At 69.2% G+C, this 25072-nt stretch carries 23 protein-coding genes; 14 read left to right on the top strand and 9 right to left on the bottom strand.

The genetic code is table 11. From position 1 onward, the window contains the following. Nucleotides 1-76 precede the first annotated feature (76 nt). Together ACFWY5_RS20295 and ACFWY5_RS20290 are read left to right on the top strand one after the other, a co-directional pair. Entirely contained in the window at nucleotides 77-385 is a 309-nt protein-coding gene (locus ACFWY5_RS20295; RefSeq protein ID WP_379633563.1) for a hypothetical protein, read from the top strand. Nucleotides 386-460: 75 nt separating this feature from the next. Next, nucleotides 461-1042, top strand: coding sequence for a phosphatase PAP2 family protein (locus ACFWY5_RS20290; protein WP_379633561.1), 582 nt, complete (start codon nucleotides 461-463; stop codon nucleotides 1040-1042). Here the strand turns inward: ACFWY5_RS20290 and pip are convergent. Continuing rightward, nucleotides 1039-1995, bottom strand: coding sequence for a prolyl aminopeptidase (gene pip / locus ACFWY5_RS20285; RefSeq protein WP_379633559.1), 957 nt, complete (start codon nucleotides 1993-1995; stop codon nucleotides 1039-1041). The genes ACFWY5_RS20290 and pip overlap by 4 nt on opposite strands. Nucleotides 1996-2079: 84 nt before the next feature. Here pip and ACFWY5_RS20280 point away from each other — a divergent pair, with 84 nt between their 5' ends. Next, the gene (locus ACFWY5_RS20280; RefSeq protein WP_379633557.1) at nucleotides 2080-2994 is read left to right on the top strand and encodes a threonine/serine dehydratase; all 915 of its coding nucleotides are present in this window, start codon (nucleotides 2080-2082) and stop codon (nucleotides 2992-2994) included. Here ACFWY5_RS20280 and ACFWY5_RS20275 read toward each other — a convergent pair. Both ACFWY5_RS20275 and mscL read right to left on the bottom strand, forming a co-directional pair. Next, nucleotides 2991-3587 (bottom strand): hypothetical protein, encoded by a 597-nt coding sequence (locus tag ACFWY5_RS20275; RefSeq protein ID WP_379633555.1) that lies wholly within the window; start codon nucleotides 3585-3587, stop codon nucleotides 2991-2993. The two genes, ACFWY5_RS20280 and ACFWY5_RS20275, sit on opposite strands and share 4 nt — an antisense overlap. Nucleotides 3588-3671: 84 nt before the next feature. Then, entirely contained in the window at nucleotides 3672-4088 is a 417-nt protein-coding gene (mscL, locus tag ACFWY5_RS20270) for a large conductance mechanosensitive channel protein MscL (protein ID WP_379609044.1), read from the bottom strand. A 144-nt stretch (nucleotides 4089-4232) separates the two neighbouring features. Between mscL and glgX the strand changes: the two genes are divergently transcribed. The 9 genes from glgX to ACFWY5_RS20225 all read left to right on the top strand — a co-directional run bounded on the left by glgX (nucleotide 4233) and on the right by ACFWY5_RS20225 (nucleotide 18018). After that, nucleotides 4233-6326, top strand: a complete 2094-nt coding sequence (gene glgX, locus ACFWY5_RS20265) for a glycogen debranching protein GlgX (RefSeq protein ID WP_379633553.1) — start codon at nucleotides 4233-4235, stop codon at nucleotides 6324-6326. Then, nucleotides 6319-8442, top strand: coding sequence for a malto-oligosyltrehalose synthase (gene treY / locus ACFWY5_RS20260; RefSeq protein WP_379633551.1), 2124 nt, complete (start codon nucleotides 6319-6321; stop codon nucleotides 8440-8442). The genes glgX and treY overlap by 8 nt, the downstream gene beginning before the upstream one ends. A 90-nt stretch (nucleotides 8443-8532) precedes the next feature. Beyond that, on the top strand, nucleotides 8533-10245 hold the full coding sequence (gene treZ, locus ACFWY5_RS20255) for a malto-oligosyltrehalose trehalohydrolase (protein ID WP_379633549.1): 1713 nt from the start codon (nucleotides 8533-8535) through the stop codon (nucleotides 10243-10245). Between the two features lie 168 nt (nucleotides 10246-10413). Then, nucleotides 10414-11391, top strand: a complete 978-nt coding sequence (locus ACFWY5_RS20250) for an ABC transporter permease (RefSeq protein ID WP_379609048.1) — start codon at nucleotides 10414-10416, stop codon at nucleotides 11389-11391. 3 nt (nucleotides 11392-11394) lie between these two features. Further along, the gene (locus tag ACFWY5_RS20245; protein ID WP_379609050.1) at nucleotides 11395-12240 is read left to right on the top strand and encodes an ABC transporter permease; all 846 of its coding nucleotides are present in this window, start codon (nucleotides 11395-11397) and stop codon (nucleotides 12238-12240) included. Continuing rightward, nucleotides 12237-14306: a dipeptide ABC transporter ATP-binding protein gene (locus ACFWY5_RS20240; protein WP_379609051.1), complete on the top strand. Its 2070-nt coding sequence runs from the start codon at nucleotides 12237-12239 to the stop codon at nucleotides 14304-14306. The genes ACFWY5_RS20245 and ACFWY5_RS20240 overlap by 4 nt, the downstream gene beginning before the upstream one ends. Next, on the top strand, nucleotides 14303-16012 hold the full coding sequence (locus ACFWY5_RS20235) for an ABC transporter family substrate-binding protein (protein WP_379609052.1): 1710 nt from the start codon (nucleotides 14303-14305) through the stop codon (nucleotides 16010-16012). The genes ACFWY5_RS20240 and ACFWY5_RS20235 overlap by 4 nt, the downstream gene beginning before the upstream one ends. 172 nt (nucleotides 16013-16184) lie before the next feature. Continuing rightward, a complete protein-coding gene (locus ACFWY5_RS20230; protein WP_379633547.1) occupies nucleotides 16185-17108 on the top strand; it encodes a hypothetical protein in 924 nt (307 codons plus the stop codon). Between the two features lie 136 nt (nucleotides 17109-17244). Beyond that, nucleotides 17245-18018, top strand: a complete 774-nt coding sequence (locus tag ACFWY5_RS20225; RefSeq protein ID WP_379633545.1) for an SAM-dependent methyltransferase — start codon at nucleotides 17245-17247, stop codon at nucleotides 18016-18018. A 194-nt stretch (nucleotides 18019-18212) separates the two neighbouring features. Here the strand turns inward: ACFWY5_RS20225 and ACFWY5_RS20220 are convergent, their stop codons facing one another. Further along, nucleotides 18213-19814, bottom strand: a complete 1602-nt coding sequence (locus ACFWY5_RS20220) for an FAD-dependent monooxygenase (protein WP_379633543.1) — start codon at nucleotides 19812-19814, stop codon at nucleotides 18213-18215. Between the two features lie 708 nt (nucleotides 19815-20522). Here ACFWY5_RS20220 and ACFWY5_RS20215 point away from each other — a divergent pair. Continuing rightward, nucleotides 20523-20684: a hypothetical protein gene (locus ACFWY5_RS20215; protein ID WP_379609056.1), complete on the top strand. Its 162-nt coding sequence runs from the start codon at nucleotides 20523-20525 to the stop codon at nucleotides 20682-20684. Between the two features lie 305 nt (nucleotides 20685-20989). Here ACFWY5_RS20215 and ACFWY5_RS20210 read toward each other — a convergent pair whose 3' ends face one another. From ACFWY5_RS20210 to ACFWY5_RS20195, 4 genes are all read right to left on the bottom strand, one after another. After that, nucleotides 20990-21280 (bottom strand): MTH1187 family thiamine-binding protein, encoded by a 291-nt coding sequence (locus tag ACFWY5_RS20210; protein ID WP_379609351.1) that lies wholly within the window; start codon nucleotides 21278-21280, stop codon nucleotides 20990-20992. Nucleotides 21281-21643: 363 nt separating this feature from the next. Continuing rightward, complete coding sequence (locus tag ACFWY5_RS20205) at nucleotides 21644-21964, bottom strand: hypothetical protein (RefSeq protein ID WP_184966041.1); 321 nt, start codon at nucleotides 21962-21964, stop codon at nucleotides 21644-21646. A 17-nt stretch (nucleotides 21965-21981) separates the two neighbouring features. Continuing rightward, on the bottom strand, nucleotides 21982-22602 hold the full coding sequence (locus ACFWY5_RS20200; RefSeq protein ID WP_379609057.1) for a response regulator: 621 nt from the start codon (nucleotides 22600-22602) through the stop codon (nucleotides 21982-21984). Continuing rightward, a complete protein-coding gene (locus tag ACFWY5_RS20195) occupies nucleotides 22599-23750 on the bottom strand; it encodes a sensor histidine kinase (protein ID WP_379609058.1) in 1152 nt (383 codons plus the stop codon). Before ACFWY5_RS20195 ends, ACFWY5_RS20200 begins: the two co-directional genes overlap by 4 nt. Before the next feature lie 128 nt (nucleotides 23751-23878). Between ACFWY5_RS20195 and ACFWY5_RS20190 the strand changes: the two genes are divergently transcribed. Continuing rightward, nucleotides 23879-24304, top strand: coding sequence for a DoxX family protein (locus ACFWY5_RS20190; RefSeq protein ID WP_379609059.1), 426 nt, complete (start codon nucleotides 23879-23881; stop codon nucleotides 24302-24304). On the opposite strand, the gene ACFWY5_RS20185 is transcribed toward ACFWY5_RS20190, so the two are convergent. Then, nucleotides 24301-24978: a uracil-DNA glycosylase gene (locus ACFWY5_RS20185; RefSeq protein ID WP_184966034.1), complete on the bottom strand. Its 678-nt coding sequence runs from the start codon at nucleotides 24976-24978 to the stop codon at nucleotides 24301-24303. The two genes, ACFWY5_RS20190 and ACFWY5_RS20185, sit on opposite strands and share 4 nt — an antisense overlap. Nucleotides 24979-25072 lie beyond the last annotated feature (94 nt).

Genomic DNA, 25072 nt, shown 5'->3' with positions numbered 1-25072 from the left:
ATCCCTCTCTACCCGCTCTGAGCAGGGAATACGCGGGTTCCGTCAGACGTTGTGAACTCTTGGAGGCGCACGCGAAGTGAAGATCACACCAGACACGGAATTCAACGGCTCCGGCGGTCAGGTCACCCTCAGGGAAGCCGTGAAGCAGCTCAAGGCGCACGAACTGGACTGCACCATCTCCCGTGAAACCCTCGAAGGCAAGGTCAACGTCTTCGCCGAGTGCGTACAGCGCGGTTTCACCCCGCTGCGCAGCGAGATCATGGCCGCCTACTACGTCGCCGAGCACGCGGCGGCCGAGGACGCCTTCGAGACCGGGCTGATCACGGAGGGCGAGCTCAGACAGCGACAGCTCGATCTCGCCCGCATCCTCACCGGCACCGCCTGACCCCGCTATCGGCCGAATGGCCGATGACGCCTGGCCGAACTGCCGACGAAACCACTCGGTAAGATCATTAAGGTCATGTCCATCGTTTCTTCATCGATTGGACATGTGTTGTACCGCGACATCGTCGACTTCGCCCTCGGCACGCCCGGCTGGGTGCACACCTTCGCGGAGGTGGGCACCGACGCCGGGCTTTTCGTGTTCGCCGCCCTGTTCGTCCTGTGCTGGTGGCGCGCCCGCCGCGCACCCGCCCGCGAACTGGCCATCGCCCTCGTCGGACCCGCGGCGGTGATCGTCGCCTATGTCGTGAGCGAGATCGTGAAGCTGATCGTGCGCGAGGAACGGCCGTGCCGCGGCATCACCACGGTGGCCGCCTGCCCGCCGGCCGGGGACTGGTCGTTCCCGAGCAACCACTCCGTGATCGCCGCCGGCGCGGCGGGCGCGCTTATCGTGGCGTGGCGGGCCCTCGCCTGGGTCGTGCTCCCGCTGGCGGCGATCATGGCGTTCTCCCGCGTGTTCGTCGGCGCGCACTACCCGCACGACGTGGCCGCCGGGTTCGCGCTCGGGCTCGTGATCGCGCCGCTGGTCGCGCTGCTGTGCGTCGGCGCGGTCACACCCCTCGTCCGCCTGGTACGCGACCGGCTGGCCCTGGCCGCCTAACGGGCGAACCGGTCGGTGGCCTCCACCAGGCGGTCCACGATGCCGGGCTCGGTCGAGGCGTGCCCGGCGTCGTTCACCACGTGGAAGTCCGCCTCCGGCCACGCCTTGTGCAGGTCCCAGGCGGTCGCCATGGGCGTACAGGCGTCGTAGCGGCCCTGCACGATCACGGTGGGAATGTGCCGGATCTTCCCGACGTCCCGGATGAGCTGCTCCGGCGTGAACCACCCGTCGTGCGTGAAGTAGTGGTTCTCGATGCGCGCGAACGCCAGCGCCATCCGCTCCTCGCCGAACTCCGCCACCAGTTCCGGATCGGGCAGCAACGTCACCGTCGAGCCCTCCCACTGCGCCCACGCCTTGGCGGCCGGCACCCGCACCGCCGGATCGGAGCTCTCCAGCCTCGCGCGGTAGGCGGCCAGCAGGTCGCCGCGCTCCCCGGGCGGGATCGGCGCCACGAACCCCTCCCACAGGTCGGGGAACAGGTGGGAGGCGCCCTCCTGGTAGAACCAGCGCAGCTCCTGGGGACGCAGCGTGAAGATGCCGCGCAGTACCAGCTCCGTCGTGCGCTCGGGGTGCTTCTGCGCGTAGGCCAGCGCCAGCGCGCTGCCCCACGACCCGCCGAACACCTGCCAGCGCTCGATGCCGAGGTGCTCGCGCAGCCTCTCCATGTCCGCCACCAGATTCCAGGTGGTGTTGTGCTCCAGCGAGACCGCCGTGTCACTCGCGTGGGGCGTGCTGCGCCCGCAGTTGCGCTGGTCGAACAGGACGATGCGGTACAGCTCCGGGTTCCACTGGCGGCGGTGCTTGCCGGTGCACCCGCCGCCCGGCCCGCCGTGGAGCATGACCGCGGGCTTGCCGTCCGGGTTGCCGCACACCTCCCAGTAGATCTGGTCGCCGTCTCCGACGTCGAGAAGGCCGGAATCGTAGGGCTCGATGGCCGGGTAGAGCTGTCTCATGGTTCGGCATGATTCCATGCGTGGCCTCTGGACAAGGCACGTGCTCAACGGGGATTTTCTGGGAGATGAAGCATGATGGGCGACATGAAGCTGGTTGGGCTGGATGACATCAGGGCCGCTGCCGAGCGGATCGCCGCCGTGGTGGTGAGGACTCCGCTGGTGGCCATGGGTGAGGCGTGGATCAAGCCGGAGAGCCTGCAGCGGGTCGGCTCCTTCAAGATCCGGGGCGCCTACAACGCGGCCGTCTCCCTGGCGGGGGCTCAGGGGGTGGTGGCCCACTCTTCGGGGAACCACGGGCAGGCGCTGGCGTACGCGGCGAAGCTGCTGGGTGTGCCGTGTGTCGTGGTGGTGCCGGAGGGGACGCCTCGGGTCAAGGCGGAGGCGATCGTCGGGCACGGGGCCGAGCTGGTAGTGGTGCCGCCGGAGCAGCGGGTGTCGGCGGCGGAGAAGGTGGCGGCCGAGCGGGGGATGACGATGGTGCCGCCGTACGACCATCCGGCGGTCATCGCGGGGCAGGGGACGATCGGGCTGGAGATCGTGGCTGATCTGCCGGATGTCGAGGTGGTGTTGGTTCCGGTGAGCGGGGGTGGGCTGGCTTCCGGGATCGCTTCGGCGGTCAGGGCGCTCAGGCCGGAGGCCAAGGTCGTCGGGGTGGAGCCGGAGCTGGCGGCCGACGCGCGGGAGAGCCTGCGCGCGGGGCGGGTGGTGTCGTGGGAGCCGGCCAGGACGTTCAGGACGATCGCCGACGGGCTGCGGGCGGACCTGTCCGAGCTGACCTTCGCGCATCTGCGGGAACGGCTGGACGACATCGTGACCGTCTCCGAGGACGAGATCCGTGCCGCCATGGGCCATCTGGCCAGGACGGCCCGGCTGGTGGCCGAGCCCAGCGGGGCGACCGCGACCGCTGCCTGTCTGGCGGGGCGGGCGCCGGCCGGGCGGACGGTGATCGTGTTGTCGGGGGGCAACGTGGATCCCGAGCTCTTCCGCTCGGTGATCTAGGACGACCAGGCGAGCCGGGTCAGGAATCCGCGCTCGTCGCGGGCGTACTCGCCGAAGGCCCGCTGGATCTCCGCGAGGTCGGGCACGAGCGTGCGGTGGAGGGTGCCGCCCTCCTTGTACTCCAGCTCGTAACCCCCCGGCTCGGGGGAGACCTGCATGAAGTGGCGGCCGAAGTTGACGAGGGCGACGAAGGGGTTCTGGGCGGAGAGCGTGGCCAGGGCGTCGTGGACGAGGCCCAGGTCCGGGTCGGTGACGATCATGCCGTCGCCGGTGTGGAGCTGCATGCCCGCGTAGGCGCCGCGTGGCCCGGCGTTGTGGACGAGGTCGCGCTGGGGGTCGTAGCAGACCAGGCCGTGCGCGCCGGCGACGGCGAAGACCCGGCCGGACATCTCGTCCATGGACTCCAGGTCCATGGTCACCAGCACGTGCCCGCCGGTGTAGGCCGTGAGCTTCCCGGGCAGCTCGCCGGCGTACGGCGGCAGCGTGCCGCCCGGAGCGTCCTTCTTGGCCGCCAAGTACCCCTTACGGGCGAGATCTCGGGTGATCGGCTCTGGTTCCCGCCAGAGCATCAGCTCAACACTCACTCGCCCCATCTAACCGGACGATCGCCTCAGTCTGGGCATTCGCCAGCATAGGGCGCAAGATCCGCTTGCTGGCCGTGGCTTCTCCGCGTGGCGTCACGGCTGCTCGGACTGGGGGACCAGCTCGACCGTGCAGTACGCGCACCGCCGGGCCTCGGCCGGGACCTCGCTCAGGCAGTCGGGACACTGCTTGGTCGTCGCCGCCTGGTCCCGCTCGAAGAGGCTGACCAGCCGGGACATCGGCATGACGACCAGCCAGTACACGATGGCCGCGATGATCAGAAAGGCGAGGAGGTGGTTGAGGAAGTCGCCGTACTTGAACACGCTGCCGTTGACGGTGAAGGAGTAACTGGCGAAGTCCGGCTCACGGCCGCCGGTCATCGCCCCGATCAACGGTGTGATCAGGTCGGCGACCAAGGCCTGCACGAGCCCGCTGAAGGTGGCGCCCACGATGACCGCGACCGCCAGCTCGACGATGTTGCCGCGCAGCAGGAATTTCTTGAATCCGCCCATGGGAGCGGCACATTGCCGACAGAACGCCCCCGAAACCTGGAGCCGGGGGCGTGGTGGTGGAGGTTTGCGGGTAGGTCGGTGCTCCCGCCCTTGTCGCCGGCGGCAGGGGAACGGAACATGGGATGGATCGCGAGGGAGCCGTCGATGATCGAGCGTTGGCCGGGAGACCCTTACCCGCTGGGTGCGACCTACGACGGGGCGGGCACCAACTTCGCGCTCTTCAGCGAGGTGGCCGAGCGGGTCGAGCTGTGCCTGTTCGACGAGGACGGCAAGGAGAGCGCGGTACGGCTGAGCGAGTGCGACGGGTTCGTCTGGCACGGGTACCTGCCCGGCATCGGCCCCGGCCACCGGTACGGCTACCGCGTCCACGGCCCCCACGACCCGGCCAGGGGCCTGCGCTGCAACCCCGCCAAGCTCCTCCTGGACCCGTACGCCAAGGCGATCGAGGGCGAGGTGACCTGGGACGAGGCGGTCTACGGCTACATGTTCGGCCGCCCGGAGACGATGAACGAGGCGGACTCCGCTCCGTTCGTGCCCAGGTCGGTGGTGGTCAACCCGTTCTTCGGCTGGGGTCACGACCGGCCGCCGGCGACGCCGTACCATGACACGGTCATCTACGAGGCGCACGTCCGGGGACTGACGATCACCAACCCGAAGATCCCCGAGCGGATCCGCGGGACCTACGCCGCCCTGGGCCACCCGGAGACCCTCGACCACCTGACGAAGCTCGGGGTGACCGCCCTGGAGCTGATGCCGGTGCACCAGTTCGTCACCGACGACTTCCTGAGCCAGCGCGGCCTGAGCAACTACTGGGGCTACAACTCGATCGGGTTCTTCGCGCCGCACAACCGCTACTCCAGCCAGGGCCAGCGCGGCGGGCAGGTGCTGGAGTTCAAGGCGATGGTCAGGGCGCTGCACGAGGCGGACATCGAGGTCATCCTCGACGTGGTCTACAACCACACGGCCGAGGGCAACCACCTGGGCCCCACGCTGAGCTTCAAGGGCATCGACAACACCCACTACTACCGGCTGGCCGACGGCGACCCGCGCCACTACCTCGACACGACCGGCACGGGCAACAGCCTGTTCATGCGCAGCCCGCACGTCCTGCAGATGATCATGGACTCGCTGCGCTACTGGGTGATCGAGATGCACGTGGACGGCTTCCGCTTCGACCTGGCCTCGACGCTGGCCAGGGAACTGCACGAGGTGGACCGGCTGAGCGCCTTCTTCGACCTGGTGCAGCAGGACCCGGTGTTGTCGCAGGTCAAGCTGATCGCCGAGCCCTGGGACCTCGGGCCGGGAGGGTACCAGGTGGGCAACTTCCCCTCCCGCTGGACCGAGTGGAACGGCCGCTACCGCGACACCATCCGCGACCTGTGGCGCGGGCAGCCGGCGACGCTGCCCGAGTTCGGCTCGCGCTTCACCGGCTCCAGCGACCTCTACCAGGACGACAGCCGCCGCCCCGCCGCCTCGATCAACTTCGTCACCTGCCATGACGGGTTCACGTTGCAGGACCTGGTCTCGTACAACGACAAGCACAACGAGGCCAACCAGGAGGGCAATCGCGACGGCACCGACGACAACCGCTCCTGGAACTGCGGCGCGGAGGGCCAGGCGGGGCCCCAGATCGAGGCGCTGCGCGAGCAGCAGAAGCGCAACTTCCTGACCACGCTCTTCCTGTCGCAGGGCGTGCCGATGATCTCCCACGGCGACGAACTGGGCCGCACGCAGCAGGGCAACAACAACGGCTACTGCCAGGACAACGAGCTGACCTGGGTCGACTGGTCGGACGTGCGGGAGAACTGGCTGCTGCTGGAGTTCACCCAGCGGCTGGCCGCGCTGCGCAGACGGCACCCGGTCTTCCGCCGCCGGCGCTTCTTCTACGGCCGGCCCGTGCGCGGCCTGGCCGACATCGCCTGGCTGACCCCGGCGGGCGAGGAGATGACCAACGGCGACTGGGAGGCCGGCTTCGCCAAGTCACTGGCGGTCTTCCTGAACGGCGAGGCCATCACCGAGCCCGATCGCCGCGGCCGCACGATCAGGGACGACTCGTTCCTGCTGCTGTTCAACGCGCACCACGACACCATCCGATTCACCGTCCCCAAGGATTACGGCGACATGTGGCAGACCGAGATCGATACCGCGATGCCGATCAGCGTGGGCGTGGCGACGTGCCGCGCCGGGGAGGGCGTGGCCGTGACCGGCCGCAGCGTGCGGGTGCTGCGCCGTGTCTAAGCCGACCTCGACCTACCGCGTCCAGCTCACGCCGGACTTCGGCTTCGCGCAGGTGGCCGAGATCGCCCCCTACCTGCGGGAGCTGGGCGTCAGCCACGTGTACCTGTCGCCGATCCTCCAGGCGACGCCGGGCTCGCTGCACGGCTACGACGTCATCGACCACTCCAGCATCCGGGCGGAGTTCGGCGGCGCGGCGGGCCTGCGCGAGCTGGCCGAGCAACTGGCCGCGCACGATCTGGCCATCGTCATGGACATCGTGCCCAACCACATGAACACCGAGAACGCGCAGTTCCGGTCGGTCCTGAAGGACGGTCCGGCCTCGCCGTACGCGAACTGGTTCGACATCGAGTGGACCGGCGGGAAGGTCGCGCTGCCGGTGCTGGGCGACGGCGCCGAGCCCAAGGTCGACGGCGAGGTGCTGCGCTACTACGAGCATGAATATCCCTATCCGGGGCACTACCGGCTGGTTCCCTACACCGAGGGGCCCGGCTACCGGCGCTTCTTCGACGTGTCGTCGCTGATCGGGCTGCGGGTGGAGGACCCCGCGGTGCTGTTCGCCACCCACGAGGTGATCTTCTGGCTGCTCGACGAGGGGCTGGTCGAAGGGCTGCGGGTGGACCATCCGGACGGCCTGGCCGACCCGCGCGGCTACCTGGAGTCGCTGCGCCGGCGTTCCGGCGGCGTGTGGACGGTCGTGGAGAAGATCCTCATCGGCGAGGAGCGGCTGCCGGACGACTGGGCCTGCGACGGCACGACCGGATACGAGGTCCTGAACCGGATCACCCGCCTGTTCGTCGACCCAGCCGGGGCGGATCCGCTCATCAGCCAGTTCGTCCGGCGCACCGGGCAGAGCGCCGACTACCGGGCGGTGGTCGCGCGCTCCAAGCGCGAGGTCATCGAGTTGTTCTTCACCGCCGAGGTCGAGCGGCTGGCGCGGGCGGCCGGCGCCGATCCGGCCGAGGTCGCGGAACTGCTGGCCGCCATGCCGGTCTACCGCGCCTACGTGACGCCCGGCGAGCCGCCGCCACCCGCGTCGGTCGAGCTCATCGAGGAGATCGCCACGCCGAAGACGCGGGAACTCGCCCAGAAGATCCTGTACGGCCCCGCCGAGGCGGTCACCAGGTTCCAGCAGAGCACCGGCCCGGTCATGGCCAAGGGCGTGGAGGACACGGCGCTGTACCGGTGGTACCCGCTGGCCGCGCTCAACGAGGTGGGCGGGGAGCCGGACGTCTTCGGGATCGAGGTCAAGGAGTTCCACGAGTTCTGCGCCGGGATGCGGCCGCACACGATGACGACGCTGTCGACGCACGACACCAAGCGCTCGGAGGACGTGCGGGCCCGGCTGTCGGTGCTGTCGGAGATGCCCGAGGAGTGGGCGCGGGCGGTGTCGGACTGGTCGTCGGCCCTGAGCTTCGACCCGCACCTCGACTACCTGGCCTGGCAGAACCTGCTCGGCGCCTGGCCGATCACGCCGGAGCGCTTCGCCGGCTATCTGCTGAAGGCCGCCCGGGAGGCCAAGACCCGGACGTCCTGGGTCAAGCCGGACGCGGCGTATGAGAAGGGGCTGCGCGAGTTCGCCGTCCAGGCGACGCAGCTGCCGGTGGGGGAGTTCGCGGCGCGGATCGAGCCGTACGCGATGGCGAACTCGCTCGGGGCCAAGCTGGTGCAGCTGATGATGCCCGGCGTCCCCGACGTCTACCAGGGCAATGAGATGACCGACTTCTCCCTCGTCGACCCGGACAACCGGCGGCCCGTCGACTTCGGCCGCCGCCCGGCCAACGCGTGGGACGCCACGAAGCTGCTGCTCACCAGCCAGGCGTTGCGCCTGCGCCGCCGATTGCCGCCCGCCGCGCCGTACCTGCCGCTGTTCGCGACGGGCGAGGCGGAGGAGCACGCGATCGCCTTCGCGCGCGGCTGCGGCGCGGTCGCGGTCGCGGTCGCGGTCGCCACCCGCCTTCCGGTACGGCTGGCGCGCCGCGGCGGCTGGGCCGCCACCACGCTCATGCTGCCGCCGGGATCCTGGCACGACCTGCTGACCGGCAGCCGCTACACCGGCCGCATCCCCCTGGCCCACCTTTTGTGCCGCAACCCCGTCGCCTTGCTGGAGCGAACCTGACGCAGTGAGTGGAGTGGAGGCCCGACGGAGGAGGGACTCCGCGGAGCGAATGAGGAAGGTGAGCGATGATGAGCAGGGAGAAGACCTGAGATGCGATTTGACGTGTGGGCGCCTCGTGCCACGACCGTCGAGATCGAGCTGCCGGAGGGGCGGCGGCCGTTGCGGGCGGGCAAGGGCGGCTGGTGGGGCGCCGAGGTGGCGGAGGCGGGGCACGGCACGCCGTACTCCTTCGTGCTGGACGGCGACGGCCCCTACCCCGACCCGCGCTCGCGGCGCCAGCCCGAGGGGATCTTCGGCCCCAGCATGGTCTACGACCACGCCCACTACACCTGGAGCGACCACGACTGGACCGGCCGCGACCTGCGCGGATCGGTGATCTACGAGCTGCACATCGGCGCGTTCACCCCCGAGGGCACGTTCGCCTCGGCGATCGAGCGGCTGGACCACCTGGTCGAGCTGGGCGTCGACTTCGTGGAGGTCATGCCGATCGTCCCGGTGCCCGGCGGGCGCAACTGGGGCTACGACGGCGTCGACCTCTACGCGGTCAACGAGACCTACGGCGGGCCCGACGGGTTCAAGTCGTTCGTGGACGCCTGCCACGGCAAGGGCCTGGGCGTCGTCCTGGACGTGGTCTACAACCACCTCGGCCCGTCGGGCAACTTCCTGCACCCGTTCGGCCCGTACCTGACCGGCACCCAGGGCAGCTACTGGGGCGAGGCGGTCAACCTGGACGGCCCGCAGTCGGACGAGGTACGCCGCTACTTCATCGAGAACGCGCTGCAGTGGCTGCGCGACTACCACGTGGACGGGCTGCGGCTCGACGCGGTGCACGCGCTGCACGACCGCCGCGCCACGCACCTGCTGGCGGAGCTGTCGGCGGAGGTGGACGCGCTGTCGTGCGCGCTCGGCCGCCCGCTGTCGCTGATCGCCGAGTCCGACCTCAACGACCCGCGCATGGTCACGCCGCTGGAGGCCGGCGGCCTCGGCATGACGGCGCAGTGGAACGACGACGTCCACCACGCCCTGCACTGCGCGGTCAGCGGCGAGAACCACGGCTACTACGGCGACTTCGCCGGCCTGGAGTCGCTGGCCAAGGCGCTGACCTCGGGATTCGTGCACGACGGAGGCTACTCCACCTTCCGCGGCCGCTCCCACGGCGCCTCGGCGCGCGGGGTGCCGGGACACCGCTTCGTCTGCTGCCTGCAGAACCACGACCAGATCGGCAACCGCCCCGCCGGCGACCGGCTGCCGATGACCGCGCTGAAGCTGGGGGCCGGGTTGCTGCTGGCCTCGCCGTACACGCCGATGCTGTTCATGGGGGAGGAGTGGGGGGCGCGCTCGCCGTTCCTGTTCTTCTCCGACCACGTGGAGCCCTCGCTGCGCGAGGGCGAGTCGGCGCGCCGGGCGCGGGAGTTCGAGGGTTTCGGGTACGACTGGGACGCGCCGGACCCGTCGTCGGAGGAGGCGTTCCTGCGTTCCAAGCTCGACTGGAACGAGTTGAAGGACGAGGAGCACTGGACGCTGCTGAGCTGGTACCGGGATCTCATCGCGCTGCGGAAGGCGTTTCCCGAGCTCGCCGATCCCCGTCTGGACCGGGTCCGGGTGGAGGTGGGACCTCTTGACCGCTGGTTGATTCTGTGGCGGGGGTCACTTTGCGTAATCGTAAATTTTTGTCCGGATTCTGTGACACTGCCACTCCGTGGAGGCACTGTGATCCTGGCTGCGGATGACCCTGTTTCCGCAGGTCCGAAGGGTTTACTGGTCCCTGGACAGTCAGTGGTGATCTACCGTTCAGTAATCTGACCGTTACTTTGCCCCGTTGCGGACTGTTACGTTTCGCCAGATATTCTGCGCTTCGGCCGTGACTGATGCGTCAAGTGATTTCTCACCACGCGGAACGGCCTTTTCGTTGCGGGGGCGAACTCTCCACCCCAGGACCTTCTGGCCCCCGTTCAGCGCGAACGGAGGGTAATGGGCAAGTACCTGCTGCGCAGGTTGGCGACGAACGTGCTCTTGGTCGCTATCGCGGCCAGCCTGGCTTACCTCCTCGCCGCGTCGAGTCTCAACCCCCAGGTCAACTTCAAGGGACGTAACCCTCCCGTCCCCGAGGCGACCATCGACAAGACGCTCGACCAGTACAACCTCAACCCCAAGAAGCCGCTGCTCGAGCGGTACGGCACGTGGGCGTCCGGGGTGGTCAGGGGCGACTTCGGCCAGACGTGGGAAGGCGACTCGGTCAACGAGGAGATGGGCCGCAGGATGGGCGTCAGCCTGCGCCTCCTGCTGATCGGAACGATCCTCGGCTCCGGGCTCGGCGTCCTCATCGGCGCCTTCGCCGCGGTACGCCAGTACAAACTCAGCGACCGGGTGATCGGCGTCTCGTCATTCGTGATCATGGCGGTGCCGGTCTTCGTCATGGCCACGATGCTGATCCTCGCCGCGACCGGGCTCAACAACGCCGCGGGATCGAAGCTGATCGAGTTCGTGGGCGAATACTCGCCCGGCCTGACCGGCTGGGACCAGTTCGCCAACCGGCTCGTCCACCTGATCCTGCCGACGATCTCCCTGTGCCTCGGCCAGATCGCCTTCTACAGCCGGATCCAGCGGAACATGATGCTCGACGTACTCGGCCAGGACTTCGTCCGCACGGCCATGGCCAAGGGGCTGCGGCGCCGTACCGCGTTGTTCAGGCACGCGCTGCGCACCGCGCTGATCCCCGCCGCGACCTACTTCGCCTTCGCCTTCGGCACGCTGCTCACCGGCGCCACGTTCACCGAGAAGATCTTCGGCTGGCACGGCATGGGCGCCTGGCTGGTCGACTCGATCAACCAGCACGACGTGAACTCCGTGGCGGCGGTCAGCACCTTCGCGGCCGCCTGCGTCCTCGTGGCCGGTTTCCTGTCCGACCTGGCGGTCGCCGCCCTCGACCCCCGAGTCCGGGTGAGCTGACAGATGCGTAGCAAGGTCGTTCTCCGACGCCTGGTCAAGAACAAGCAGACGCGCTATGGCCTCATCGGCGTGCTCCTCCTGCTGATCCTGGCCTACGTGGGCCCGTTCGTGGCCCCCTACGACTGGTCCGACAAGGACTTCATGGCCTTCATGCAGCCCCCGGGGCCCGACCACTGGTGGGGCACCACGCAGACCGGCGGCGACGTCTTCGCCAACACGCTGCGCGGCCTGCAGAAGTCGCTCGTCATCGGCTTCCTCGTGGCGCTGATCTCCACCGGCCTCGCCGCCCTCGTCGGCGCCGCCGCCGGCTACTTCGGCGGCTGGGTCGACCGCCTCCTCATGTGGGGCGTCGACCTGCTGCTGGTCCTGCCCAGCTTCCTGATCATCGCCATCCTCTCGCCGCGGCTCAAGGGCGGCACCTGGCTGCTGTTCGTCCTGCTGCTCGCGCTGTTCGGATGGATGATCACCTCCCGGGTGGTCCGCAGCATGACGCTGTCGCTGCGCGAGCGTGAATACGTGCTGGCCGCCCGGTACATGGGCATCCCCGGCTGGCGGATCATCCTGCGGCACGTGCTGCCGAACCTGTCGTCGCTCCTGATCATCGACGCCACGCTGAACGTCAGCGGCGCCATCATCGGTGAGACCTCGCTGTCGTTCTTCGGCTTCGGCGTCCAGGCGCCCGACGTCTCCCTCGGCACCCTGATCGCCGACGGCTCCGGCACCAGCACGGTCATCTCGTATCCGTGGCTCTTCCTCTTCCCCGCGGGCCTCCTGGTGGCGCTGGTGCTCAGCGTCAACCTGATCGGCGACGGCCTGCGCGACGCGCTCGACCCCGGGAGCACCTCATGAGCATCCTCGAGGTGAAGGACCTCACCGTCACGTTCCCCGGCGGCATCGAGGCCGTGCGCGGCGTCAACTACTCGGTCTCGCGCGGAGAAGTACTCGGCATCGTCGGCGAGTCCGGCTCGGGCAAGTCCGTGACCTCCCTGGCCGTCATGGGCCTGCTGCCGCGCAACGCCGTGGTCAGCGGCTCGGTGAAGCTGCACGGCCGCGAGCTGCTGGGCATGTCGGAAGACGAGCAGATCAAGGTACGCGGCAAGACGATCAGCATGATCTTCCAGGATCCGCTGTCGGCCTTCACTCCCGTCTACACGATCGGCGACCAGATCGCGGAAGCCGTCCGCATCCACCAGAAGGTGGGCAAGGACAAGGCCGCCCGCAAGGCCGTCGAACTGCTCGACCTGGTCGGCATCCCGCACCCCGGCGTGCGGGCCAAGTCGTTCCCGCACGAGTTCTCCGGCGGCATGCGCCAGCGCGCGATGATCGCCATGGCCATCGCCAACGACCCCGACCTGCTCATCTGCGACGAGCCCACCACCGCCCTGGATGTCACGATCCAGGCCCAGGTGCTGGAGGTGCTCAAGACCGCGCAGCGGGAGACCGGCGCCGGCATCGTGATGATCACCCACGACCTGGGCGTCATCGCCGGCATGGCCGACCGGGTGCTCGTGATGTACGCGGGCAAGCCGGTCGAGCAGGGGCCGGTGGACGAGCTTTACTACCGGCCGCGCATGCCGTACACGATGGGGCTTCTCGCTTCGATCCCGCGCATCGACGGCGAGGAGGGGCCGCTGGTCCCCATCGAGGGCAACCCGCCCTCCCCGGCGGCGCTGCCGCCCGGCTGCCCGTTCGCGCCGCGCTGCCCGATGAAGATCGACGCCTGCGACGACGAGGAGCCGCCGCTCACCGAGATCGGCGGCGGGCGGCACGTGGCCTGCATCCGCTCGCGCGAGATCGAGCACAAGGGCCTGACCGGCGCCGACGTCTTCCCCGTCCCGGTGATCCCGCCGAGCGACGTGGTGCGGATCCCGCGCGAGCAGCGTCCCACGGTGCTGGAGCTCGACGACCTCATCCGGCACTACCCGCTGATGAAGGGCGCGGTCTTCAAGCGCCGCGTCGGCACCGTGCACGCCGTGGACGGCATCAGCTTCGACATCGCCGAGGGCGAGACGCTGGCGCTGGTCGGCGAGTCGGGCTGCGGCAAGACGACCACGCTCCAGCAGATCATGCAGCTGGAGCCGCCGCAGAGCGGCCGCATCGTCGTGCTCGGCAAGGACAGCGCCAAGCTCGGCAAGGAGGACCGCAAGGCGCTCCGCGGCGACCTGCAGATCGTCTTCCAGGACCCGATGGCCGCGCTCGACCCGCGCATGCCGGTCGGCGACATCGTCGCCGAGCCGCTGCGCGCCCACGGCCGCAAGAACGTCGGCCAACGTGTGGCGGAACTGCTCACGCTGGTCGGCCTCGACCCGAGCTACGCCGAGCGCTACCCGCAGCACTTCTCCGGCGGCCAGCGCCAGCGCATCGGCATCGCCCGCGCGCTCGCCCTGGAGCCCAGGATGCTCGTCCTCGACGAGCCGGTCTCCGCCCTCGACGTCTCCATCCAGGCCGGTGTCATCAACCTGCTGGAGGAGCTGAAGAACACGCTCGGGCTGTCCTACCTGTTCGTGGCGCACGACCTGGCCGTGGTACGGCACCTCGCCGACCGCGTCGCCGTCATGTACCTCGGCCGGATCGCCGAGATCGGCACCGTCGAGAACGTCTACGACCGCCCGGCCCACCCCTACACGCAGGCGCTGCTGTCAGCGATCCCGCTGCCCGACCCCGAGATGGAGCGCACACGCAAGCGCATCCTGCTCGAAGGCGACCTGCCCAGCCCGGCCGACCCGCCATCGGGTTGCCGGTTCCGCACCCGCTGCCCCAAGTTCGCCCGCCTCAGCGAGGCCGAGCGGCGGCGGTGTGTGGAGGAAGAGCCCTCAGTTGCTCGGCTCGCGAACGCCGTCGACCACGGTGCCGCCTGCCACTACGCGGAGGAGATCGAGGTCATCACGGCCTCGGACGATCAGGAGGAAAAGTGAAGGTTCGTTACCGGGCAGCGGCCGGAATCGCGGTCCTCGCCATGGCCGTCGCGGCCTGTGGCGGTGGTGGCGGCAGCGACGCCAAGAAGCCCAGTGCCGAGCAGTCGCAGCAGGCCCAGCAGCAGGCCGCCGCGCTGCCGGAGGTGTCCATCAACGAGACGCCGTACGAGCAGGTCCCGGACGGCGGCACGGTGAAGCTGGCGCTGCAGTCCTGGCAGACGCAGTGGAACTACAGCCAGACCCAGGGCACCAAGGGTGACGTCCGTGACGCCATGTCGCCCATGATGCCGTTCATCCGCGTCGCCGATGAAAAGGGGCAGGTCACCAACAACCCGGACTACATCTCCGAGTGGAAGTCCGAGGTCGCCGACGGCAAGCAGACCGTCACCTACAAGATCAACGAGAAGGCCACCTGGTCCGACGGCGAGCCGATCAGCTACAAGGACTTCCAGGCTCAGTGGAAGGCCCTGAACGGCAAGAACAAGGACTTCCTGATCTCCTCGCCCGACGGTTACGACCGCATCGAGTCGGTGGAGAAGGGCGCCACCGACAAGGACGTCGTCGTCAAGTTCTCCAAGGTCTGGCCGGCCTGGCAGGACCTGTTCAGCCCGCTCTACCCGGCGTCGGTCAACGGGACCCCCGAGGGCTTCAACAAGGCGTACCTGAACAAGATCCCGGTCACCGCCGGGCCGTTCAAGCTCGGCAAGATCGACCAGACCGCGAAGACCGTCACCGCGGTCCGTGACGACAAGTGGTGGGGCCGCAAGTCCAAGCTCGACTCGGTCGTCTTCCGCGCCATCGACCTGTCCGGCCACGTCCCCGCCTTCGCCAACGGCGAGATCGACGCCGTGGTCATCGGCGCCGACGGCGCCAAGTACCAGCAGGCCAAGGACGTCGCCGGCGCCGACATGCGCAAGGCCGCCGGCCCGATCTGGCGTCACTTCACCTTCAACGGCGCCTCCGAGGCCCTGAAGGACAAGAACGTCCGCCACGCCATCTTCATGGGCATCAACCGCACGCCCATCCTCCAGTCGGACCTCCAGGGCCTCGACTGGCCGATGCAGCCCCAGGACAACCACGTCTACGTGAACACGCAGAAGGGCTACCAGGACAACTCGGGCGGGCTGAACACCTACAATCCCGACAAGGCCAAGCAGCTGCTCGACGCGGCCGGCTGGAAGCTCGAGGGCGACGTCCGCAAGAAGGACGGCAAGGAGCTGAACATCCGCTTCATGTACTCGGCCGACCTGGCCGTGGCGAAGCAGGAGGGTGAACTCACCCAGGCCATGCTCAAGGAGATCGGGGTCAAGGTGACCCTGGACGCGGCCGTTCCGGACAAGTTCTTCGACCGGATCAACGAGGGCGACTTCGACGTCACGCCGTTCGTGTGGGAGGGCACGCCGTTCCCGCTGGGCAACCTGTTCCAGCTGTACGGCAACCCGCCGGACTCGAAGCTGTTCAACAACAACTTCACCCGCGTGGGGTCCGCCGAGCTGGACGCCGCCATGGACGCCGCCGCCTCCGAGATCGACCCGGCCAAGGCCGTCGAGCTTGGTAACAAGGCGGACCAGCTGATCTGGGACCAGGCCGGTGTGCTTCCGCTGTTCCAGCGGCCGAACATCGTGGCCGCCAAGTCCGGGCTGGCCAACTACGGTGCGTTCGGGTTCTCCGACCGTGACTGGACCGCTGTCGGGCTGAAGAAGTAGCTCCTGACCGGTTCGCTTCGGGCCCTGGCCGGGTTGTCCGGCCGGGGCCCTTTGCTTTTCCACAGCCCTGCTGCCATGGCGGCGGCTCTTTCCACAGAACCCCGTTCGCGTCCCCTTCCCGCACCTGCGCCTCGGCACTCTGAGGGCCTCACCGTTCTTCCGGAGGCCTCCTGTGCAGATCACCTTCCCCATGCCCGTGTCCCAGACGGCCCTGTTCGTGGTGGCCATCGAACGTCTGCGCTTCGACATCGAGGGCATGCTGCCGTGGCGCATGGGCAGACCCCACAGAAGAGCCGCGATGGCGGCGCTGGGCACGCCGCTGCTGACGTTGACCCACAGCACCGTCCAGTGGCGGCCCGGCGGAGTCGACCTCACCGAGGACGAACGCCGGCTGCTGCGCCGTACCCGCCAGCACGTGCTGGTCTCCAGCACCGCGCCGCCACAGGCACTGCCGGCGAGCCTCCAGGTCGCCAGGGCCGCCGCGCGAGCCATAGCCGAGGAGTGCGCGGGCATGGTGGTGGACCCGCTGGCCGGCTACGCCCTGCCGTCCTGCGCCCGCTGCGCCGGCGAACCGTCCTCGTTCCGTCTCACCGACGACTGGCTGGGCTGGAGCGTGGACGTCCACGACACGGCTACCTGCCCGCCGTGGAATCCCGCCGACACCCGGGCCTGCGACTGCCTGCGCGTGACGTCACGGGGCCTGCGCCGCTTCGCCCTCCCCGAGATCACCCTCGACGGCGCCGCCTGCGCCCACAACCTGTGCGCCGTCAACCTGCTGCGCGCCGTGGCCCAGCGCCTCCTGGCCGATCACCTGGCCTTCCTGTCGGCCAACCCCGAGGCCCGCGAACGCACCATCGACGACCACCTGCGCATCCACGACCAGGCCCTGTTCTCCGACCGCCAGTCGTTCGGCGTCCGCCTGACGCCCTGCGAGAGCCCCGGCTCGATCCGCCGCCTGAAGGTCGGCCCCGCTCCCGGCTCCGGCCAGATCACCTGCCTGAAGGTGGGCCCGCCGTCCGACTTCACCGGCACCCTGAACGACTGGCTCTGCTCCACCCAGGGCGCCTCTCCGGTCACCTACCTGACCGCCGCCTGAAAGGCCGCCCATCAGGTACGCGCCCATGCCCCGGGGCCGGGCCGTACCTGGGTGGGACGGTGCGGACGGGGTGGCGTGCGATAGTCTCTGCGCCAATGTGGTTGCCGGTGCTGCTGGCCGGCACGGGAGGAGAACGATGAGCGAGCGGGCTCCCGCGGGCATAGACGTCCACACGCCGAACGTCGCCCGGATCTACGACTACATGCTCGGTGGCAAGGACAACTTCGCCGCCGACCGTGAGGCCGCTGAGCAGATACTCAAATCGTTCCCCGAGTCCCGGGAAGGCGTCCAGCTCAACCGCGAGTTCCTCGGCAACGCCGTCCGGTATCTGGCCGATGAGGCGGGGATCCGGCAGTTCGTCGACATCGGGGCGGGCCTGCCCACTCAGCGGAACGTCCACGAGGTGGCCCACTCCGTCGACAAGACGGCCCGCACGGTCTACGTCGACAACGACCCGATCGTCTGCGTCCACGGCCGCGCCCTGCTCGCCAACACCCCCACCGTGGCCATGGTCGAGGCCGACCTGCGCGAACCCGAGACGCTCCGGGCCAGGGTGGCCGCCACCACGCTGATCGACTTCGAGGAGCCGGTGGCGTTGCTGATGGTGGCCGTCCTGCACTTCCTCGAAGACCCCTACGACGACGTCGCCCAGCTCCGCGACATGCTCCCGCCCGGCAGCCACATGGTGATCACACACATGTCCATGCAGGAGAGGCGCAGCACGGACACGGACTCGGTCCGCGAGGTGTACTCGCGCGCCAGCTCAGGCGTCTACCCCCGCACGGTGCCGGACATCCGCCGCTTCTTCGGCCCTTACGAGGTACTGACCCCCGACCACTTCATCTCGCCCCACATCCTGAGCCGCTTCGCTCCCCTCGGCTGGGCCGCCGTGGCCAAACGCCCTTCCTGACCACCCTCCGCGCCCTAGTCTCAGCCTCGGGGTCCTCCGCGTGGCCTCTGCAGTTCCCACCCCACTCGGTCTGTGGCTCGCGAATGCGTTACGCAGTCCCTCCGGGGAGCCGTCTTGGTTCGAGTGTCCTGCTACCCGGCTCTGGTTCCGAGGTGTGCGGACGCACTGCCCAGCCGCTGATGGCTGCCCACGGGTCAGAGGCTGAGGATTTTGGTGAGGGCTTCGTGGAGGGCGGTCTCGGGGGACGGGGGCAGGGAGGGGGCGCGCCAGGCGACGTAGCCGTCCGGGCGGACCAGGACGGCGCCGGTGTCGTCGACTCCGTAGCGCTCCTGCCAGCGTCCCTCCATGTCCTTGAGCTCGACGCCGATGGGCAACGGGGTGAGGTGGAGCGACAGGCGTTCGCTCAGCTTGCGCGCCGCCGTCTCCCACGCCCGGCCGCTCGGCCCGACCAGCAGGACGAAGCCCGTTCCGAACAGGTCGATCGTGGAGATCGGGTGGCCGTCCCAGTCGAGGAGCATGTGGGGGGCGCGGCTGCCGGGGCGGGCGGTGGCGGTGCGGGGGTCCTCCAGGATGGAGCCGTCGTCGCCGGGCTCCGTCAAGATCGCCGTCGAGTGGTAGCGGTAGCCGATCATGACCGAGAAGGGGTCCGTGATCGGCGGGGGGAAGCCCCGCGTCTGCTCGGACGGCATGCGGAATGCCATGTTGGCCAGCTGGCCGTCGGCCGTCAGGGCGCCGATGGGACGGCGTTCGGCGTCGTAGGTGTCCAGGAAGTCCGGTCCGGCCTGGCCGGTGTGGACGAGCCACAGACGCCAGGCGAGGTCGATGCCGTCCTGGAGCGCGGTGCTGCCGCCCTGGCCGCCGGTGGGCGGCATGGTGTGGGCGGCGTCCCCGGCGAAGAAGACGCGGCCCGCCCGGTAGGTATCGGCAAGGATGTGGGCGAAGGCGAAGCTGGTGGTGTCTTTGATGGTGACGTCCAGATCGGGGATGCCTACCGCCTGCCGTACCAGATGGCGGCAACGCTCTTCGGTGAAGCCGGGGTTGGTCTCCGGGTCGTAGTAGACGCCGAACACGTGGCTGCCGACGCCGGTGCCGGTGATGATGGCGCCGGTGAGGTCGGCTGACTGGAGGTACCAGAGGGTGACCTCGCGGTCGCGCACGACGCCGGTGAGGTCGGCGTCGAACATGATCGAGTACATCTCGTTCAGCTGGCCCTTGCCGCTGGTCGGCACGCCCAGGGAGGTGCGCAACGGGCTGCGGTAGCCGTCGGCGGCCACGACGTAGTCGGCGCGGATGGTGCTCACCGCGTCGCCGGACATGATCACGGCGGTGACGCCGTCAGCGTCCTGCTCCAGGGAGATGAGTTCGGTGGAGAAGCGCAGGTCGGCGCCGAACTCCTCGGCCTTGGCCCGCAGCACCCGCTCCACCTCCGACTGCGGCGCCCCCACCTGCGGCACTGGCGTGATGTCGATCAGGGAGTCGAGGTCGCCCTCGGTGGTGTCCACGATGATCTTCGGGTTGGGGTCGACGAGGCTCCCGGCGATCGCGATGCGCATGTCGTCGCCGATGCCCTCCCAGATGCTGGTGAGCTGCGCCTCGATCCCCGGCACCGACCGCACGAGCTCCATCACCCTCGGCCCCACGCCGAACGCTTTGGGCTGGATCGACGTGCTCGCATGCCGTTCGACCAGAATGACCGGCACCTCGTGCCACGCCAGCATCATCGCCGCACTGAGCCCCGCATACCCGGCACCGACCACCAGAACGGGCACCCGCTCTTCCATCTCCACCCTTTCCACCTCCGAGATGCTCGGCTTCGCGTAATATCGCGTTAGCGCGTCCGAAGGACACGATATGTCGCGTGTTCCGATGGGTCAAGACATATCGCGTTTGTGGGTGGTTTGTTAAGATCACCATCTTTTACGGCCCAGCCGCCCCCACCGCCACCCACCGCACGGGGCCGGGCTCCGTCCAGGGAGACGCTGACGAGGCGCGCGCGGGGCAGGCCGCCGTCACGAGATCCGCCTACCGGCTGGATGGTTCAGAAACCAGGCACCCCATCAGGCCCAGCCTCCGGAAACCCGCCCCGCGGCATCCCGTCCTGCGGAACCCCGCCCGGAGGCGCACCATCCTGCGGCGCTGCACCCAGAGGCGTGCCGTTCTGCGGCGCTCCGCCCGGAGGCGTGCCGTTCTGCGGCGCTCCGCCCGGAGGCGCGCCGTTCTGCGGCATGCCTGCCTGAGGCGCCCCAGCTTGTGGTGCGCCTGCCTGGGGCGCGCCGGTCTGTGGCAGGCCTGCCTGGGGGACGCCGTTCTGTGGAACCCCGGTCTCCGGGATCGCCTGCTGTGGGCCGCCCGTTTGGGGTGCTCCGGTCTGGGGTGCGCCTGGTTGGGTGGTGCCGGGCTGCGGGACTCCGGTGGTGCCGGGCTGCGGGACTCCGGCGGTGCCGGGCGTTGGCACGTTGGTGAAGGTGTCGCCGGAGGGCGGGGCCGACGTGGGGAAGAGATCGATGGGCGCCGTGGAGAGCGTGTCCGCCGGGGTGGTCGTGTTGATGCTGGTGGTCGCCGTGAACACCTGGAAGAGCGCCAGCACCGCGCTTGCCGTGAGCGCCAGCGCGAAGGCTCCGATGACGATCGGAACCGCCAGGGGAGTCCGCATTCGCGATTTCTAGCATGCTCAGCGCACCGAGAAAACCCCGAATACACCGGAAGGCCGGATATATCTGACCAGATCCACCACCCCCGTCAACCCAACCAGCCAAGAAGCTCAACCCAGCCAAGTGCCTCAACCAAGCCACCGTCCCCAACAGGCCAACGGGCTCAACCAGGCCAACGGGCTCAACCCGGTCGACGGCCTCAAGCCAGCCGACGGCGCCCTTGGCCCATGGTCGCCCAGCATGGCGACGCCTCAACCCGGTCGATGGCCCCAAGCCTGGCGACGGCGGCAACGGGTAGGGGGAGGTGTTTGGGGAAGGGTTCAGTCCAGGTGGCGTTCGAGGGAGTCCAGTTTGCTGGTCATTCCGTCGGTGACGCCTTCGCGGATGTCGGCCTTCAGCACGATGCTGACCCGGGGTGCGACTTCTTTCACCGCGTCGACGGCCTGTTTGATGACCGCCATCACTTCGTCCCACTCGCCCTCGATCGTGGTGAACATCGCGTCTGTCCGGTTGGGTAGTCCGCTCTCCCGGACCACCTTGACCGCACGGGCCACCGGCTCAGCGACGCCTTCGCCCACTCCCAGCGGCGTGATGGAGAATGCGACGATCACGAACCAACCTCCCACGAACTCGGCCATGCCGGAAGGCTCCCGATCCTACAAACGCCACACGCCACTCAACTGCACCGGGTAGTACCCAGCCGCGTGGTGCCCGGGGAAGAGATCGGCGTGGGAGAGACGCGGCCGGGGTGCGGTGAAGGCGGGGCGGCCGAGGCCCGGGTCAGGGGGAGATCCGGAGGTGTAGTGAGGCCGAGGCTCGGGTGGGGAAGAGACGGAGGGGCGGCGGAGTTGGGTCGGGCGGTCGAGGCGTCGGTGGGGAGAGCCAGGCGCGGAGGCGCGGGGGTGGGGAGGGCTGTGGGTGGGGGTGGTGGGGAGCCGCTGGTTGTTGGTGGGTGGCGGCTCCCCGGGTCGTGCTCAGTGCTCGTGGTCGTGCTCTTCCTCGTCCTCACTCAGCCCGTCCGACGGCTCCACGCCCAGCACGGCCTCCCGCGGCTCAACCTCGTCGATGTGGTTGACCAGCGACAGCACGTGGTCGGGCTCGATCAGCCATTGCAGCGCCGTGGCCCCGGTCTCGTCGGCGTTGACCAGTTCGGCCTGCTCCTTGCGCTCCTCGTCGGTGAGGTCGGCGTCCTCATGGCGGATCTCGCCCAGCGCCGCGGCCTGCAGCGCGTCAACGTCGAGCACCTCCACGGTCAGCTCGACCGTGAGACGCAGGAACTTACCTTCATCACTCATGGAGCTGACTCTACGGGTTACAGCCGGATCAGGCGCCGCTCCACGGCGCACCGGACGGCCGCGGTTCTGCTGTCGACGCCCAGCTTGTCGTAGACGTGGGCGAGATGTGTCTTGACGGTGGCCTCGCTGATGAACATGGCCTTGCTGATCTCCCGGTTGGAACGGCCGGCCGCCAGAAGTTCGAGGATCTCGATCTCCCGCTGGCTGAGCGCGAGCTGGGGGCTGCGGAAGCGCTGGGCCAGCCGGGAGGCCACGGGCGGCGACAGAGCGGTCTCGCCGCTCGCGGCGGTGCGCAGGGCAGCGAACAGTTCTTCGGGGGGCGACTCCTTCAGCAGATAGCCGACGGCCCCGGCTTCGAGGGCGCGCAGGATGTCGGCGTCGGAGTCGTACGTGGTGAGCACGACCACCTTGGGCGCTCCCGGCAGGGCGGCGATCTGCCGGGTGGCCTCCAGGCCGTCGATGCCCTCACCCATCTGGAGGTCCATGAGGACGAGGTCGGGGGCCAGGTAGGCGCTCTGCCGTACCGCTTCCTCTCCGTCGGCGGCTTCACCGGCGACGGTGAAGTCGTCCTGTGCGGCGAGCATCGCGGCCAGGCCCGCCCGGACCACGGGGTGGTCGTCGACCAGCAGGATCCTCATGCGTACACCTTCACCGCGACCACGGTGCCCTCTCCGGGCACGCTGTCCACGGTGGCCGTGCCGCCGAGCGATTCGGCGCGCTGGCGGATGGCCTTCAGGCCGTAGCCCCGGCCCCGGCTGGAACTGGGGCTGGCGGGGTCGAAGCCGACGCCGTCGTCCATGACGTCGAGGGTGACGGTGTCGGGCAGATAGGTGAGCGTGACCACGACGGTGCCGGCGCGGGCGTGCTGGGCGGCGTTGGCGAGGGCGCCCTGGGCGATGCGCAGGAGTTCGCCCTCCACGCCCGGGTCGAGCTTGCGTGGTGTGCCTTCCACCCTTACCTGGACGGAGTCGGCGACCTTGCGGAGCGCCTCGGGGAGGGAACGTTCGTCGAGGGCGGGCGGGGCGAGGTCGTGGACGAAGCGCCTGGCTTCGGCGAGGTTCTCGCGGGCGGCCACCGCGGCCTGGCGCACGTGGGCGCGGGCCTTGCCGTTGTCGGCGTCCCATTCCTGGTCGGCGGCGTTGAGCAGCATGTGCATGCTGGACAGGCCCTGGGCGAGCGTGTCGTGGATCTCGCGCGAGAGCCGTACCCGCTCCTGGAGGACGCCGGCGGCGCGCTCGGACTCCGCGAGCGCGTCCCTCGCCCGCATGAGGTCGTCGATGAGCTCCTGGCGGCGGACGTTCTCGTGGTGGAGGCGGCGGTAGTTGAACATGCTCATCGTGGCGATCGCGATCGGCGCGACGAGCGGGGCGGGGTCCCAGTTGGTGCGCGCGTGGAACTCGCCGACGACCGCGGCGACCGCCGCGAGATATCCCACCAGGGGTACGGCCAGCCGCATCGGCAGCACGATCAGCACAAGGAAGAACAGCGGGATCGCCGACCAGCTGAAGCACGGCGTGGTCAGCGTGAGCGGCGTCCAGGCGGCGATCATCGCGCCCAGCCAGGCGACCTGCTGCCGTCCCGGCTTGGCCCACGCGACTCCGCCGGCATAAAGGGAACAGAAAGCGGCCACCGCGACGAGCCTGATCACGTCGAGCTGCGACACGCCGCCGCCGTAGGAGAGCATCCGTACGGTACAAGCCGCCATCGTCAGATAAAAGCCCAGGTGGACGACTCGCGGGAAACCGTCCTCGAAGGTCATCGGCTGCCGCAGGGAAAGCACGCTCATCCCTTCTTGGTACCAGGAGCGTGCGATGGCCGGATCATCCTTTTGGATGATCGGAGACCAACCATGCGCCCGTCCCGCCGTCAGGCGCGGGCCGGAAGGCTTGACCGTGACCGGAAAGGAGACTTCACATGATCGACAAAATTCGGCCGTTCTCCCTGCTGATCGGACGCGTGGTGCTCGGGGCCGTGTTCCTCGTGCACGGCCTGCAGAAGTTCACCGGCGAAGGGATCCCGGGCGTGACCGGGTTCTTCGCATCGCTGGGCGTCCCGCTTCCCGGTGTGGCCGCGCCGGTGGTCGCCATCCTGGAGGTGGGCGGCGGCGTCGCCCTCATCCTGGGCGCGGCGCTGCCCATCGTCGGCACGCTGCTCGCCGTCGACATGCTCGGCGCCATCGTCCTCGTCCACTTCAAGAACGGCTTCTCCGTCGGCGAGGGCGGCTACGAGTTCGTCCTCACGCTGGCCGCGGCCAGCCTGGTGATCGCGTTCAGCGAGGGCGGCGCACTGGCCGTCGACAACATCTGGCGGCGCAAGCGCGCCCTCGCCGTGGTGCGTTAGGGGAGCTTCCACTCCACGGGCGCCGCGCCCTGCTGGACCAGCAGCTCGTTGGCGCGGCTGAACGGCCGCGAGCCGAAGAAGCCGCTGCGCGCCGACAGCGGAGACGGGTGCGCGGACTCGATCCGCGGCACGTCACCCAGCATCGGGGCGAGGTTGCGGGCGTCGCGGCCCCACAGAATGGCCACCATCGGCTTACTACGCGCGACCAGAGCGCGAATGGCCTGCTCGGTGACCTCCTCCCAGCCCTTGCCGCGGTGGGAGGCGGGCTTGCCCGGCATCACGGTCAGGACCCTGTTGAGCAGGAGCACACCCTGCTCGGCCCACGGTGTCAGATCGCCGTTGGCGGGCCTGGGCAGGCCGAGGTCGCTCTCCATCTCCTTGTAGATGTTGAGCAGACTGCCCGGCAGCGGGCGTACGTCGGCCGCGACCGAGAACGACAGCCCGATGGGGTGGCCTGGGGTGGGATAGGGATCCTGGCCCACGATCAGCACCTTGACCTCGTCGAAGGGCTGACTGAAGGCGCGCAGGACATGCGCGCCCGCGGGGAGGTATTGCCGGCCTTCGGCGATCTCCTTGCGGAGGAACTCACCCATGGTGGAGATTCGCTCGGAAACGGGCTCGAGCGCCGCGGCCCAACCGGCCTCGACGACTTCATTGAGGGGACGACCTGCCATGGCCACTGAGCCTATCTAGCTCTGCTAGCGCTTCGCTGCGGATCCATCCAACTAAGACCAAAACCCCCAACGACCCGGATCTCACGGGCCGTGG

Source organism: Nonomuraea sp. NPDC059007 (assembly GCF_042740555.1).
In the GTDB taxonomy this organism is placed as follows: Bacteria; Actinomycetota; Actinomycetes; order Streptosporangiales; family Streptosporangiaceae; genus Nonomuraea.
The sequence above is the reverse complement of the archived record's forward strand: the minus strand, read 5'-3'. Positions and strand labels throughout refer to the sequence as shown.